General features: G+C 51.0%; 13 protein-coding genes. 12 read left to right on the top strand and 1 reads right to left on the bottom strand.

Annotated elements, in window-relative coordinates:
• Nucleotides 1–28: 28 nt before the first annotated feature.
• From GWK77_03245 to GWK77_03200, 10 genes are read left to right on the top strand one after another with little or no spacing between them, the layout of a single operon-like run.
• Nucleotides 29–874, top strand: a complete 846-nt coding sequence (locus GWK77_03245) for a hypothetical protein (GenBank protein QHU93166.1) — start codon at nucleotides 29–31, stop codon at nucleotides 872–874.
• Nucleotides 867–2,720 carry a hypothetical protein gene (locus GWK77_03240; protein QHU93165.1) on the top strand — a complete coding sequence of 618 codons (1,854 nt, stop codon included), beginning with the start codon at nucleotides 867–869 and terminating at the stop codon, nucleotides 2,718–2,720. The genes GWK77_03245 and GWK77_03240 overlap by 8 nt, the downstream gene beginning before the upstream one ends.
• A 32-nt stretch (nucleotides 2,721–2,752) precedes the next feature.
• Nucleotides 2,753–3,040, top strand: coding sequence for an Asp-tRNA(Asn)/Glu-tRNA(Gln) amidotransferase subunit GatC (gene gatC, locus GWK77_03235; GenBank protein ID QHU93164.1), 288 nt, complete (start codon nucleotides 2,753–2,755; stop codon nucleotides 3,038–3,040).
• Nucleotides 3,040–4,410, top strand: a complete 1,371-nt coding sequence (gatA, locus tag GWK77_03230; protein QHU93163.1) for an Asp-tRNA(Asn)/Glu-tRNA(Gln) amidotransferase subunit GatA — start codon at nucleotides 3,040–3,042, stop codon at nucleotides 4,408–4,410. The genes gatC and gatA overlap by 1 nt, the downstream gene beginning before the upstream one ends.
• Nucleotides 4,410–4,829, top strand: coding sequence for a hypothetical protein (locus GWK77_03225; GenBank protein QHU93162.1), 420 nt, complete (start codon nucleotides 4,410–4,412; stop codon nucleotides 4,827–4,829). The genes gatA and GWK77_03225 overlap by 1 nt, the downstream gene beginning before the upstream one ends.
• A complete protein-coding gene (gene gatB, locus GWK77_03220; GenBank protein ID QHU93161.1) occupies nucleotides 4,826–6,328 on the top strand; it encodes an Asp-tRNA(Asn)/Glu-tRNA(Gln) amidotransferase subunit GatB in 1,503 nt (500 codons plus the stop codon). Before GWK77_03225 ends, gatB begins: the two co-directional genes overlap by 4 nt.
• Nucleotides 6,328–6,900: an NUDIX domain-containing protein gene (locus GWK77_03215; protein QHU93160.1), complete on the top strand. Its 573-nt coding sequence runs from the start codon at nucleotides 6,328–6,330 to the stop codon at nucleotides 6,898–6,900. The genes gatB and GWK77_03215 overlap by 1 nt, the downstream gene beginning before the upstream one ends.
• Nucleotides 6,897–7,805, top strand: coding sequence for an NTP transferase domain-containing protein (locus tag GWK77_03210; protein QHU93159.1), 909 nt, complete (start codon nucleotides 6,897–6,899; stop codon nucleotides 7,803–7,805). Before GWK77_03215 ends, GWK77_03210 begins: the two co-directional genes overlap by 4 nt.
• Nucleotides 7,792–8,136, top strand: coding sequence for a hypothetical protein (locus tag GWK77_03205; GenBank protein QHU93158.1), 345 nt, complete (start codon nucleotides 7,792–7,794; stop codon nucleotides 8,134–8,136). Before GWK77_03210 ends, GWK77_03205 begins: the two co-directional genes overlap by 14 nt.
• Nucleotides 8,137–8,192: 56 nt before the next feature.
• A complete protein-coding gene (locus GWK77_03200; GenBank protein QHU93157.1) occupies nucleotides 8,193–11,954 on the top strand; it encodes a DNA polymerase III subunit alpha in 3,762 nt (1,253 codons plus the stop codon).
• 14 nt (nucleotides 11,955–11,968) lie between these two features.
• On the opposite strand, the gene GWK77_03195 is transcribed toward GWK77_03200, so the two are convergent.
• Nucleotides 11,969–13,387: a threonine/serine exporter family protein gene (locus GWK77_03195; protein ID QHU93156.1), complete on the bottom strand. Its 1,419-nt coding sequence runs from the start codon at nucleotides 13,385–13,387 to the stop codon at nucleotides 11,969–11,971.
• Nucleotides 13,388–13,465: 78 nt separating this feature from the next.
• Here GWK77_03195 and GWK77_03190 point away from each other — a divergent pair, with 78 nt between their 5' ends.
• Both GWK77_03190 and GWK77_03185 read left to right on the top strand, forming a co-directional pair.
• Nucleotides 13,466–14,203 carry a phosphohydrolase gene (locus GWK77_03190; protein ID QHU93155.1) on the top strand — a complete coding sequence of 246 codons (738 nt, stop codon included), beginning with the start codon at nucleotides 13,466–13,468 and terminating at the stop codon, nucleotides 14,201–14,203.
• 18 nt (nucleotides 14,204–14,221) lie between these two features.
• Nucleotides 14,222–14,908: a hypothetical protein gene (locus GWK77_03185; protein QHU93154.1), complete on the top strand. Its 687-nt coding sequence runs from the start codon at nucleotides 14,222–14,224 to the stop codon at nucleotides 14,906–14,908.
• Nucleotides 14,909–14,926 lie beyond the last annotated feature (18 nt).

The following is a 14,926-nucleotide window of genomic DNA, read 5'->3' as shown; positions in this document are numbered from 1 at the left end:
GAGGGTAGCATAAGCGGAGGTAATAATTATGACACAAAAGAAAATAGCATCAACACCAGAGATGGTGCAACCGGTACAGGACGCAGATGTTCCGCCAGTTCCACAGTATGCATCACAGCCAACGGCGTATTACCCTCAGGCTACAGTTGATCCAAATCGCGGCAAGGCAAAGTGGCTGACATTTGAATATCTGCTGGCGATGGTATCAACAGTCGTTTCAGCGTTGTTATTTGCGCAGGTATTGGTGGCGTTGTTTGGCGCTTGGGTGAAGGTCAATGGTGCAACAACAACGACTTCGACTTCGATTGGTGGCTGGTTGGCTGACATATTGTCAATAAATATGGTGACACCAGGGACGGGTATCGTCATGGCGGGTGTATTGGCAACGCTATTTGCAGTTGTTGCGCTCATCACATTTGGTCGTGTCTCACGGGCTATCTCGGACCGCAACAACTACACTAGCCGGACAGCGTATAAAGTAGTAACATACGGCGCATTTGGTGCATTGATAATTCCAGCAATAGTGCTTGTAGCAAAAATAATAACAGTTCTCATTAGTTCACTGCTGTTTATCGGTGCGGGCAGTGCCGATAGGGTGTATGGTGCGCTATATCTCGCCGAGTTTGTGCCATATCTCCTGGCACTAGGTGTAATCGGCGCGACATTGTGGATGCTCAAGGGGATTATTTCTGGCCGTAACACATCTAAGACGATGTCTCTGATTTTGCTGGGTGCAACCGGAGCAGTGCTGGTCGCCGGGGCGATTACGGCAGCCGTCCAAGTACACGATACCGGGTCGACATACACTAGAACCAACGTGCAGCGCAACATTCGTTCGACAATGTGCGATAAGTACGGAGTTGGATGTGACTAACAAAGCGTCTGGGTGGGATAAGGACGGTGGGTTCGTCTTGCCGACCGTCCTTGTGGCGAGCATTATGCTGCTGCTGATTTTGTTGGCTGGTCTCCAGCTGGCGTCGGCAGCAGCTAATGCCTTGATGGAGCAGTATTATAATCAGCTGGCGCGTGAAGCGGCTGAGGCAGGCGTGGTGCGGATGAATGAATGTATCAGTCGTGGTCATGACAGTGCCATTGCCTCGGGCGTGCGTCCAGGTACCGATTGCCGCGGCAATGGTACGGCGATTGACGTATTTCGTAATGACAAATTACGTTCGTATTTTATTGGTGAATACACCTCAACAACTAACCCGCGGCGTGCTGATGTCAAGGGTTACCTTGAGTTGATCCGAAAATCTGATGGCCGCCCGTATAAAACCTATATTTACAATTCACGCCAGCAAGCTATCCCGGAAGTTGATTTTAAGGGAACGCGCGCCAGTAAGCGTTGGTGGTGTATCGGTGGGTCAGTCTGCCTTGATTTTGGTGTGGGCGGGTCAAATAAACCGACGCCACACCCTCATCCAACACACTCAAGTGGCCCATCCCATGAGGGTCTAACGACAATTTCCGATCGTAATGGTAATTTGAAATTCTACTCCGACGGACTTCGTATCTGGAACTCGGCACGGAATATTATGCAGGTTGATAGCTCGGCTCCCGATGGCAATCCAACATGTGACGATGGTCAAACGGCATACTATAGTGAATCACCACAGGGATTGTGTGGCTCGCGTACTGGTACGCAGGCAGTGGTTGCCTTTCCAATCAACAAAGAGGAATCTAAGTATCTCGTAGTATCAAACTCGGCAAATGGTCGTGAGCGGGCAAAATTCGGTACGTTATACTACCACGTTGTTGATTTTACCAATGATCCACTCGGACGAGTGACGAAAAAGAACATGTCCATTGGCATGGCGGGCAGTTTTTCGCGCAACTATTCTGGCGAGGCGATGAATGCCGTGCCGAATAATGCGGGAAATGGTGCGGTGGTGTATACCTATCGGCCGGGTTCGCCGAATCAAGTCTATGCCTTCAATATTTTCTCGACTGACAACGGAGCAACTATTCAGACACCAAATGCAGCAGTATATAATGTACCGTCTGGCCCGGCTCAGCCGTGTATCGTGCAACCAAATCCATCAAGTCCTTCGCGAACGGGATTCGGCTCAATTAACTTTAACAACGAGGCTACCAAAATGTTAGTGTTTATGGGTGGTAGTGCCTGTCCAAATCGTAATGGTAACGCTGGAGTATTACACGTATTTGATATATCTGGGGCTGATACCAATATGACACCAATAGCTCACTGGTCAGTTGGCGTGCATAACAACAACCCACTTGACAGTAGCTTAGGATATGCTGCTGATTTCTCGCCAAATGGTGACCACGTCTACGTCTCGAAGTTATATATTGGTGAATTATTCCGCTATGATATAACAAGTCGTAATAGTAGCACTATTAAAGCGAGCGAGCGATTCATCGGCTTCACTAGCTGTGAGCATTTCAGGGACTGTGCGGTTGCCGACTCTCTACCAAACTCGTCAGTGCCGAATCAACCTAGCTGGATGGGTCCTGGCTTTGGTGGCGATGGCGGAGGACAAGTTTTACGTGGCCCGGATGGTCGAGTATATGTGGCAGATCGTGGTGCCAACAAGATTAGTTATATTGAACGACCAGACGCACCAAATGCGGCAACCGATGCAGCAACGGCGGCAGCTATCGGCTGGAACCGCGGTGGGTTATCGCTTGGTTCTGGGATCAGTAGGTATGGCCTACCACAGATGGTGACGCTCCATTCGCCGCGGCTGCTGAGTTATTAGGTTTTCCTCGAGACAGTGCTATAATAGACTGCATGACAACTATTTCTACCAGTGATATTCAGCACCTGGCGAGTTTGAGTAGTCTGGCATTAGCCGATGATGAAGTTGATGGACTGCGCCAAGATTTGGAAAATATAATTGGCTATATTGAGCAGCTCGGCGAGCTTGATACGGCGGGCGTGGAGCCAACTTACCAAGTGACGGGACTAGAGAATGTCTGGCGCGAAGATGAGATTCAGCTGGGTATTCCTGCAGAAAAGCTGCTTGAGATGGCGCCTGAGAAACAGAATAATCAAGTGAAAGTGCCGCAGGTATTGTAATGAGTCGGATTAGTGATTTTACCGGAAAGAGCGCAGTCGAAAATGTTAAAGAAGCACTGCGGCGAGCGCGCGAAGTTGAAGATTATCACGCATTGTTGAGTTTAACGGAAGAACGGGCGCTGGAGCGAGCAGCCAAGGTTGATCAGGGTGAAATTTCTGGGCGGCTGACTGGCGTGCCGTTTGTGGTAAAAGATAATTTCTTAGCCTTTGGGGCGCCGACGACTGCTGCTTCAAAAATGCTCGAGAATTTTGAGGCGCCGCTCCAGGCAACAGCCGTTGAAAAGCTAGAAGCTGAAGGTGCAATTTGCATCGGCAAGGCCAACCTGGACGCCTTTGCTCACGGTGGTTCGACGGAAAATTCAGCCTTTGGTCCGACTAAAAACGCTGCGGACAAAACTCGAGTGGCTGGTGGTTCATCGGGTGGTTCGGCGGTAGTGACAGCACTTGACGTGGTACCGTTTGCGCTAGGTACCGATACTGGCGGTTCGATTCGTCAGCCGGCCAGCTTTAACGGTGTGGTCGGTGTCAAGCCAACCTACGGTGCGGTCAGCCGTTACGGCGTGGTAGCCATGGCATCGAGTACAGATACAATCGGTTGTTTCACCACGAACGCTGATGATGCTAATCTGGTGATGGAGATTATGGCGGGCCGCGATGATAAAGACATGACGACGCTGCCTGACTTTTGGCGGAACCAGCCAGGCTTTAGAAAGAAAAAGATTGGTTTGGTTAAGCAATGTATGACTGACGATGTGAACGCGGCGGTGCGCCAGAAAACGCTTGACTATGCTGAAAAACTGAAACAGTTGGGTTATGAAATTGAAGAAGTAGATCTGGACATGATGCAATATTCGCTGGCGATGTACTATATTATTGTGCCGGCAGAATTATCGTCAAATCTGGCGCGCTATGACGGCGTGCGCTATGGTCACCGAGCGGCCGAGGTAAAAACGCTAGCGGAATTGTACGGTCGTAGTCGCAACGAAGGTTTTATGACGGAGAATAAGCGGCGGATTATGATCGGTAGTTTCGTGTTGTCGAGCGGTTTCTTTGACGCTTACTACATGCAGGCGCAAAAAGCGCGCACGCTGCTCATCAACGAGTTCACTAGATTATTCGCTCAGTATGATGCACTATTGATGCCGACGGCACCAACACCAGCATTCAAACTTGGCGAGAACACTAGCGATCCGATCAAGATGTATCTATCTGATATCATGACTGTACCAGCTAGTCTAGCTGGACTGCCGGCAATTTCTGTGCCAGCTGGAAATAATGACGAAGGATTACCGATCGGCGTGCAGCTAGTTGGTAATTACCGTTCGGACGGAAGCCTGCTGAAACTGGCGGCGGAAGTGGAGGTCCTCTGATGGATGGATTGTTGATCGCACTGGTGGTAGCGGCGCTGGTGATCGGTGGCCTATTGATGCTATTCATTCAGTTGACGTCAAAACAAACGGAGAAGCTCGACCGGGAACTATACCGAAAAGTCTGGCAGGCGGTGCAGCGTGTGGCCGATACAAATAACCCCGATAGCCTGCAGATGGCGATTATCAAAGCTGACAAGTTGCTCGACCGGGCGATGCGCGAATATGGCGTTAGTGGCACGACGATGGGTGAACGACTCAAGGCGCGGCGTGGTCTGTGGACACATGAGGACGCGATTTGGTCGGCACATAAACTGCGTAATCAAATTGCCCACGAAAGTCGAGTCACCATCACCACCCAGACATTCAAGCGGGCAATGGCCGCATTTGAACAAGCACTAAAAGATTTGGGAGCGTTATGATGAGTGTATATGATGAATATGAAATGACTATCGGCATCGAGTGTCACGTCCAGCTGGCGACCAAAACCAAGCTATTCAGCCCGGCTGATAATGACGCGCGTAATGCTGAGCCGAACGAAAAAACGCACGAGATTGACTTTGGTCTGCCGGGCATGCTGCCGGTGTTGAATAAGTATGCCGTCGAGCTGGCGGTGCGCGCCGGTAAAGCGTTGAATGCGCCGATTGCTCGCGTTAGCCGGTTTGATCGCAAGCATTATTTCTATCCTGACTTGCCAAAGGGCTACCAGACATCGCAAATGTACCAACCGATTATTTTGGCTGGCTATGTTGACGCGCCGCTAGAAGACGGTTCGCTCAAGCGGGTGCGGATTCATCATGCGCACATGGAAGAGGACGCTGGCAAGTTGACGCACCACGACGGCTATTCATTGGTCGACCTCAACCGCGCTGGTACACCGCTGATCGAAATCGTTTCTGAGCCGGATATTCACTCTGCCGAGGAGGCCAAGGCGTACGCTTCGGAACTGCACAAATTGATGGTGTATGCAGGTGTGACGCACGGTGATTTATATCATGGCAATATGCGGTTTGATGTCAATATTTCGGTGGCCAAGAAAGGCGCGACAGAGCTGGGCAAGCGCGCGGAAGTCAAGAACCTCAATTCATTCCGCAGCGTCGAGCGTGCCGCTGAATACGAGTTCAAGCGCCAAGTTGACCTACTGGAGCGCGGTGAATCAGTGGTGCAGGAAACCCGTGGCTGGAGCGATGACCAGCAAATCACTACCTCACAACGCTCGAAAGAGGATGCCCAGGATTATCGTTACATGCCTGATCCGGATGTCCCGCCGATTGTTTTGACTGACGAGGAAATCGCCGGTATGCAGGAATATATGCCACTGATGCCGGGCGAGTGCCGCGAGCGTTGGGCTGATCTGGGGTTGGATCATTCGGTGATTACGACGATCCTCGGCCATCAGCCGCTCGCGATATTGCTTGACGCTATCAAGACGCTGACGGTGCATAACGAGCAAGCTGTTCTTGATGAGCTGGGAGTTGACAAGATAAAATATCAGCGGCTGGTCAAGCGGATCTTTAACTGGTTTGCTTCGACGCCGGAGGAGTTGATTGATATGGATCTCATCGGAGAGGGCTATGTCGGGCCGCGTCGGTTGACAGAGTTATCACTGCTCGTCGAGGATAACGAGGTCAGTTCAACTGGCGGCAAGGAGATTTTCCTTAGTCTATTCGACCAACAATATCTCAAACAGGGGCCGCGTGAGATTGCTCAAATCAAGAACTTGCTGCAGGTATCTGACGAGGGGGTGATCGTAGCCATCGTTGACGAAGTATTGAATGACCCAGCCTCGGCGGCATCCATCGCTGATATTCGCTCGGGCAAAGACAAAGCTATCGGCTACCTCGTCGGTCAAGTCATGAAGCGCTCTAAGGGCCAGGCCAACCCGAGTCTCGCCCAGAAACTAATCCGAGAGCGACTGTAATGAAAACATTCACGCGTATTCAGCCAACCACCACGCAGACTGTCGGCGAGGCGTACAAGCGCTCGGCCGTCATCAAGCGGTATCAAGCAGAGGATGGCGAACAGCATGAGTTTACAACCTTCTTTTCTGAGGAGCTAGTGTCAGTGTTGGTGGTGGCAGTGACGACGGATAACAAGATCGCTATGACCTATCAGTTTCGAGCTGGCCCTGAGAAATGGCTCTATGATTTTCCCGGCGGTGACGGGGAGCCGGGTGAAGCAGTAGAGATGGTAGCGCGGCGTGAACTAGTGGAAGAGACCGGCTGCACGCCAGGGCGCTTTGAATATATTGGTGAATGCTATGAGGGGCCGTACATCAATATCAAGATCGCAGTGTACTTGGCGACTGACTGCGTGTACAATGAGGATACAATTCACCTTGATCAAGCTGAAAGCAGCCAGGGCGCTGAACTACGGTTTGTTTCAGCGGCAGAGTTGTTTGCTATCGCTCGGGCGGGTGATTTATGTGTAACAGGGCCATTCGCGCTTTTGTTTGATTATTTAGATAACCTACGACAGGAGGAACTATCATGAAAAAACCAACCAAGGCTATCATCGCCGCCGCTGGCTTCGGTACGCGGTTCTTGCCGCAGACCAAGGCCATGCCAAAAGAAATGATGCCACTGATCGACAAGCCGATTATTCAGTATGTCGTCGAGGAATTAGTCGAAGCCGGCATCAAAGATATCATTATCATCGGTAGCGCTAACAAACGAGCAATTGAGGATCATTTCGACAGGCCGAACGAGGAACTGCTGGTTAATCTACGGGCGGGCGGCGCCAAGAAACAGCCACTGATTGACATCGTGAATAATTTGTCAGAAATGGCCAACTTTGTCTATATCCGCCAAAAAGGCCCGTACGGTAATGCCACACCGTTGACCTGCGCCGCCCATTTGATCAATGGTGATGAGCCGGTTATTTATACGTTTGCGGATGATTTTATCGCTGCTAGTCCCAGCCGATTTCGCCAGATGATCACTGCGGCGCAAAAATTAGACGGCGCGGTGCTATCGTGCAAGAAGATTATTGATGATGCTGAATTTGATCGCTACGGCGTGGTTAACGGTGAGCAGGTTGCTGACGGTGTGATCAAGATGACGAACATTGTTGAAAAACCAGGCAAAGCTAATGCCCCATCCGATCTCGCGAGCGTCAGTAGCTATCTGCTGCCGGGCGAGTTCTTTACCTATCTCGATAAGGCCAAACATGCGTTTGATGGTCACGGCGAATTTACAGTGCAGCCGATTATGCAGAGCATGATTGATGACGGCCATAGTTTTTATGGCGTAGAAATTACCAATGGCACGTACTATGACACTGGCGACAAGCTAGAGTATCTCAAGACAGTGATCGATTTTGGTATGCGTGATCCGAAGCTTGGTGCGAGCCTTCGTGAATATCTGGTCAAGCGGCTTGAGGAAAATGGCGCCAGCTAAATCGTCAAGAGAACGTGGCCATGAGGACAAGAAGGCCGCCGACCCATGTCCCTCGGTAGCCCGCCGAGCCATTGATCGCATCAAGCGTGATAACGAAAACGGCGCTCGGCAAGCAATGATTGAAGACTTGTTTTTTGATTTTCATCGATCACGGCGGCAGATCTATTGGATAAACTCTTGGCGCGGCTTTTTCTTTGGCATGGGTAGCCTCGTGGGCGTAACGGTGCTAATCATGGTGTCAGCTTGGCTGCTGGGGCGGTTTGCCGACGTCTTTCCAGCGCTGGCGGATTTTCTCAACCAGCTGATTGATACCATGCAGCGCCGGCGCTAACATGCTATACTGAGTAAGGAAAATAGGAGGTAACGCCCAGAGCGTCATAGATGATGATGGCTACGAAAAACACGACAGCTCAAGCCGCGGCTACGTTGCAGCCGTCTGATTACGTGCACCTACATAATCACACCCACCATTCGCTTCTGGATGGGCTGACTAAAATTCCTGACATGGTGGCTCGTGTGAAGGAACTGGGTATGGAGGCCTGTGCCATTACTGACCACGGCACGATGTCGGGCGCGATCGAGTTTTATAAAGCCGCCAAGAATGTTGGTATCAAGCCAATTATCGGCATCGAGACTTACGTGGCGGCGCGCACTCGTCACGACCGCGACCCGGCCAAGGACAAGGCGCGTTATCACCTGACGCTGCTGGCCATGAATCACAAGGGTTATCAAAACCTGATGCAGCTTAGCACCATCGCCAACCTCGAAGGCGTCTACTATAAACCGCGCATTGATCACGAGCTACTGGAGCAATACAATGAAGGTATTATCTGTATGTCCGGCTGTATCGGTGGTGAGCTGGGTGAGAATTTGCGCAATGATGATTATGAAAAGGCCAAGGAAATTGCTGGCTGGTACAAGTCAGTGTTTGGCGACCGATACTACATGGAACTTCAAGACCATGGCCACCCCGAAGCGCGCAGCCACTGGCCGGAACAGAAAAAGGTCAATGATTACATTGAGCGCATCAGCGAGGAACTGGATATTCCGTGTGTGGTGACCAGCGACGGTCATTACCTCAATCACGAAGACCAAGAGGCGCATGAGATTTTGCTATGCGTCGGTACTGGTGCGTATTTGAGTGATGAAAAGCGGATGAGCTTGAAGGATTTTGAGCTGCATTTGACCACACCAGAAGACATCATTTCGCGGTGGCAAACCACCAATCCGCAGGCAATCGCCAACACCAAAGCCATCGCCGATCGGTGTGACGTAGAAATTAAACTTGGCGATATTCTCATCCCGAAATTCCCAACGCCAAACGGTGAGTCCGAGAAAGAATATCTAGATCATCTGGTGTATAGCGGTATGGCGGCGCGCTACGCTGGCATGAAGCTGGAGGACGCCAAGAAATTGCCAAACGACGAGCTGCGCGCCATGCTGTCTGATGATCAAATTGAGCGACTGGACATGGAATTTGGCGTGCTCGACAACATGGGCTACAACGGCTATTTTTTGATCGTCCAGGATTTTATCAACTGGGGCAAATCTCAGGGGATTATCTTTGGGCCGGGGCGCGGTTCAGCGGCTGGCTCAATCATCGCCTATGCCCTGAACATCACCGACCTTGACCCGCTGCATTACGACCTACTGTTTGAGCGATTTCTCAACCCCGACCGTATTTCCATGCCCGACATCGACATCGACATTCAAGATACGCGCCGCGGCGAGGTGATCGAATATTGTGCCAAGAAATATGGCTCAGAACGAGTGGCTAACATCTGTACCTTTGGTACCATGGCGGCGCGTGCTTCGGTGCGTGACGTGGCGCGGGTGCTGCAGGTGCCATATGGCGAGTCTGATCGGCTGGCCAAGCTCATTCCACCGCCTGTGCAGGGTCGTCATGTACCCATCAAAAAGTCGCTGGAGGAAGACCCTGATCTCAAGAAAGAATACGAAAGCAACCCGACCGCCAAAACTGTCTATGACTTTGCCTCGCAGCTGGAGGGAACCATTCGCTCACACGGTGTGCACGCTGCTGGTGTGGTGATCGCGCCGGATGATTTGGTGAAATACGTACCGCTCGAGATGGCGCAAAAGGGTGTGGTGGCAACGCAGTATCCAATGGGCCCGGTTGAGGAACTGGGGCTGCTGAAGATGGACTTTTTGGGCTTGTCTAACCTGTCCATCATTAACAACGCTCTGCGTATTATTCGTAAAGTCTATAAAACGGAAATAGATTTATCAACGCTGCCGCTGGATGATGAAGAAACCTACAAATTATTCCAGCGCGGTGATACCACTGGCGTGTTCCAGTTGGAGTCGGCTGGCATGAAGCGGTACTTGCGCGAGCTCAAACCAAGTGTCTTTGAAGACATCATCGCCATGGTGGCCTTGTACCGCCCGGGCCCGATGCAGTTTATCGACTCATTCATCAAACGTAAACATGGCGAGGAAGAGATTACCTACTTACACCCCGGTATGGAAAACTCGCTGAAGAATACGTACGGCATCTTGGTCTATCAGGAGCAGTTTATGCAGATTTCCAAAGAGTGGTGCGGCTTTACTGGCGGCCAAGCCGACACCTTGCGTAAAGCGGTGGGTAAAAAGAAAATTGACCTGATGAAAAAGGTTAAGCCGGAATTTGTCGAGGGCGCAGTCAAGGTCGGTGGCGCAACCAAGGAAATTGCCGAGCAATTCTGGGACGCGCTGGAGGAATTTGCTAACTACTGTTTCAATAAGTCGCACGCGGCGTGTTATGGCTTGATTGCCTACTGGACGGCGTATCTCAAGGCGCACTATCCTGACGCGTTCATGGCGGCGCTGATGACTAGTGATCAGGACGACACCGAGCGCCTGGCCATCGAGATGACTGAGTGTAAGCACATGGGTATTGAAGTGCTCAACCCGGACGTCAATGAGTCATTCGTCGAGTTCGCGGTGGTGCCTGGTGAAAAGAAGATTCGTTTCGGCATGGCGGCGGTCAAGGGCGTTGGTGTCGGTGCGGTGGAAGAAATTATTCGTGCTCGCGAGGCTGATGGCCCGTTCAAGTCGGTCGAAGATTTTGCCAAGCGAGTGTCGACCGGCAAGTTTAACCGCAAGGCTTGGGAGTCGCTGATCAAAACTGGTGCCTTTGATAGCTTTGGTGATCGGTCTGACCTGTTGTTTAATCTTGACACCATTGTCGCCTTTGCTCAAAAAACTCAGAAAGAGGCCGCGTCGGGGCAGACTGACCTGTTTGGTATGCTTGGTGATGAGTCGGCTAATGTTCAGCCAACGATGCAGCTACAGCCAGCGCCGGCCAAACATACCAACAAAGAGCGGTTGATGTGGGAGCGCGAGCTGATGGGGCTGTATATTTCGGCGCATCCACTCGATGCGTATGAAACATATCTGAGTGAGCAAGCGCAGCCATTAACGCAGCTGGTGCCAGAATACGACGGTCGCCTGATGACGATCGGCGGTATTATCACGACGGTGCGCACCATCGTTACCAAGTCAGGCAGCAAGATGGCATTCGTCGGGATCGAAGATAAGTTTGGTGAGGGCGAAGTGATCGTTTTTCCGAATTTGTATGAGCAAGTCGGCGCCAAGCTCGTCCAGGACGCTGTCATTCGGGTGACCGGCAAAAACTCAGCCCGTGATCGGGATGGTAATTTGGGCTCAGAGAGCAAGATGATTGCTGATGAAATTGAACTGATTTCTGACGATGACCTCCGGCAGTATCAGTCAACTGGCCGTAAAATGGAAGCGCCAAGAATGAGTAATAAAGTCAAGCAAGAGCGGCGTACAGCGTTCCGAACTCAAACGACTCAGCGAGCAGGTGCGGCCCGAGTATCGACAGCGAAAGGGACGAACATGAAGTCAACACCGGCCGACACGACAAACACGCCACCGCATCCAGCAGCCACGCACGCCGTGCCCGAGACAGAAAAGCTATTTCTTCATATCAAAAACCCGAGCGACCATGATAAACTAGTAGCACTCAAGTCGCTCTGCTCCGAATACGCTGGTGCGACTGACGTGGTGTTGGTGCTGGGTGAGGCAAATAAGTCTGCCATGCGCATGCCGTTTCGTGTTGAGGCTGGCGATCAGCTCATGAGTCAGCTGCGTCAGACACTGGGCGACGAGTGTGTAGTCTTGAAATAAAATTTGCGCGTACTTTATTGAACTTTTATCTCTCGTCGTCGCAGGAGCTTATTATACCAGCGAATCATACCGCGCCGTACTGGTCGGCCGATCATATTACCAAGCGATGCACCGATGGCGATGGCCACGCCGATCATGATAGCTCGCGCCAATATCGCTAGGGACAGTAAAAATTCAGGGTCGGTCGGTGGATTTTCGATCACCCCCATCAAGCCGTTGTAGAGCGATAAGCCCGGCACCAGCGGCACGATGCCAGCAGCGATAATGGCCACTGAAGGAAAGCGCCATAGTCGGGATAATAGCACCGACATCAGTCCAACAACTGTTGCAGCAACGCCACTTGCGATAACGACTCCGAGCGGCCCAACGAGTGCACTCGATATCCACCACCCCAACACACCGACACCGCCGGCAATCAGCATTCCGAACAAACGCGCGTGATTGCCAGCCGCGAAACCTGCGGCAATGATCAGCGCCCCCAAGTATTGCGCTCGTATATCTGCCGCTAGCCCCAGCCGATCTGGTGTAGCCGGAAAGCTAATCCCAAATCGCTGAATAATATATAGCCCGGTCATTACACCGACAACAATACCCATCGTCGCCATAGTTACCCGCAGCAGTCGGGCATTTGCTGTTACATAATATTCATCAATCGCATCCTGAAAAGCGCCAACGATCATCAGCCCCGCCACCAACAGCACGATACCGCTGATCACCAGCATCGTCGTATCAACTTGCCAGCCCAGCCAGCCATTCAGCCACTGGGCAGCACCCGCCGCCAGGGTGATTAGGAGTGCGGTAATGATTTGCAGGTAAAATGTTGCGAGGCCCCATTTGTCCAGAATCCTCATCGTCGCCGTCGCCACAAAGCCCATCACAAACGCCAGTCCGCTCATCAGGATCGAGCCGTTAAATAAAATCACCACGCCCATTGACACGCTACCGCCTGCTAGGCAGACGATCCAGCGCGAGTGCTCTCGTGAGCCTGCTAATAATTCCTCAGTGCGTTTTTCAGCTTCGGCCAGTGGTAAATGATGGTCACGGATTGTGAGGGCGAGGTTTTGCAATGCCTGAATTGTCTGGTAATTAACGTATTTTAAGGTAATCGTCCGCACTAATGTGAGTGGTTCACGTTCGGTACCGCGATCTTGAGATATGGTAATGAGCGTTGAGCTGATATCAATATGAACCCGTCGCCTGCAGTATGTGCCAGTGATCCCTAGCGCCATATGTACCACGTCCCGAGCAGCCACCCCCATTGCTAATAATTCCTCGGCGATTGTCATCGTCATCCGCAGCGCTCGCATATTTGGCGTCAGGCTCTCGTCGATTTTATCTAATTGCCAAATGGGTTCTGGCGTTGGTAATCGTGGAATTCGTCCCAGTGATCGCTTGATAAATTCAGGTACTTTTCTTTTCACAGTTGTTTTCACATCACTACTATAGCGCCTCTTGGCTAAAATGAAAATAGCTTAGCGGGTTGAGGCCTGCGTAGGTGCTACAATAAGCTTATGGACGAACGGCAAATAGCTCAACTTGAGACAATAAAAAATAAAGTGCGTGATATATTAGGCGGCGACCCATCGGGTCATGCTGATGATCACGTTGAGCGAGTGGCGCTGCTGGCGGAGCGTTTTGCTAGCGAATGCAGCGAGCCAGTGGATCTGTACGAAGTGCTATTGACGGCTTGGTTGCATGACGTTGATGATTACAAATTAGTCGGCAAAGCGCAGGCAGAGAAATTGACGAACGCGGTCAATAGTATGGCGGAGGCGGGAGTGGCCGCTGACTTATGCCAGGCGGTATTAGAAAATATTGCGGCGATTGGTTATAGCAAACGGCTGAACGGCCAGCAGCCGCGGCGGCTGGCGGGGCAGCTGGTGTCTGACGCTGACATGTGCGATGCTATTGGTGCGGTTGGGATTGAGCGAGGGTTGATGTATGCCTGCCATCACGGTGGGCGGATTTTTGACCCCGCGGTTTGGTCAAATGTTGATCTAGCGGCGCACGAATACGACGTTAGCGGCAACACGCATGATACCGACGGCTTCATCAATCACTTCTTTGAAAAGCTGCTGAAGCTAAAAAGCTTGATGCTAACGGAGCCGGGGCGAATAGAAGCAGGGAAGCGCCAGCACGTTATGGTTGATTTCCTTCGTGCCTATTTCCGCGAAAAGGATGTGCCGGAGTGGAGTGAGTTTTTGGAAGGGTATTTACTTGATATAACTAAGGCAAATGATTTACAATAGGCGGACAAGGACTATAGTATGAGTGAAGTTTCAGAAAATATATACCCACTGCTGGTAGAACACAGCATTCATGACAGAATGGAAGATTGCGAAGTCTCGTATAGCGTTGTCGGCGGGCTGGGTCTGCATGCAGTTACCAACGCTGCCGAAATTGATTGGGACAATCACGTTGTGTATCTGCCTGGCGGTGTGTGCTTACCGTGTTTACGTGAAAATGGTACGGTGCGAGACCTTGATACATTAGTGCAAAGCACAGATAAGGTTGTTGTGAAGGGTTGTCAGCGGGAAATGACCGATGCTATCGGTGATAAGTTAGTAATTTCAACCTTTGGACTTAATCCATACAAAAAAAATCGTCGTGGTATATTTGATTTCGTCGGTGATCGTTATATTGATGATGAAGGTCGTCTATACTGGCGCCTTGGCGGTATTGAGACGGAAATTCCTTCATCTAGTCTTGATCAGTGGCTTGTGAAGAAAGATGGCGAGACAGTATGCGCTATCCTTAATCCAATTGCTCAATTAGGAGCGTACGGATGTCGTTCAATTACTGGCTGGCGTCCAAAGGACACAGAGAAGGTTGAGGAATTAGTAAATGTTATAATGCCAAACCACAAAATTTCAGATATTCCGCAAGATTGTCGTGATCAGTATTATACGTTCAGGGAACAATCAAAAAAGTTGCCGAAGCTAGAAAAAAGTTAGGCTGGTTTGGGCTAAAGG

This window comes from Candidatus Saccharibacteria bacterium oral taxon 488, assembly GCA_010202645.1.
Taxonomy (GTDB): domain Bacteria; phylum Patescibacteriota; class Saccharimonadia; order Saccharimonadales; family Saccharimonadaceae; genus Nanosynbacter.
This window is presented reverse-complemented; position numbering and strand designations above follow the sequence as displayed.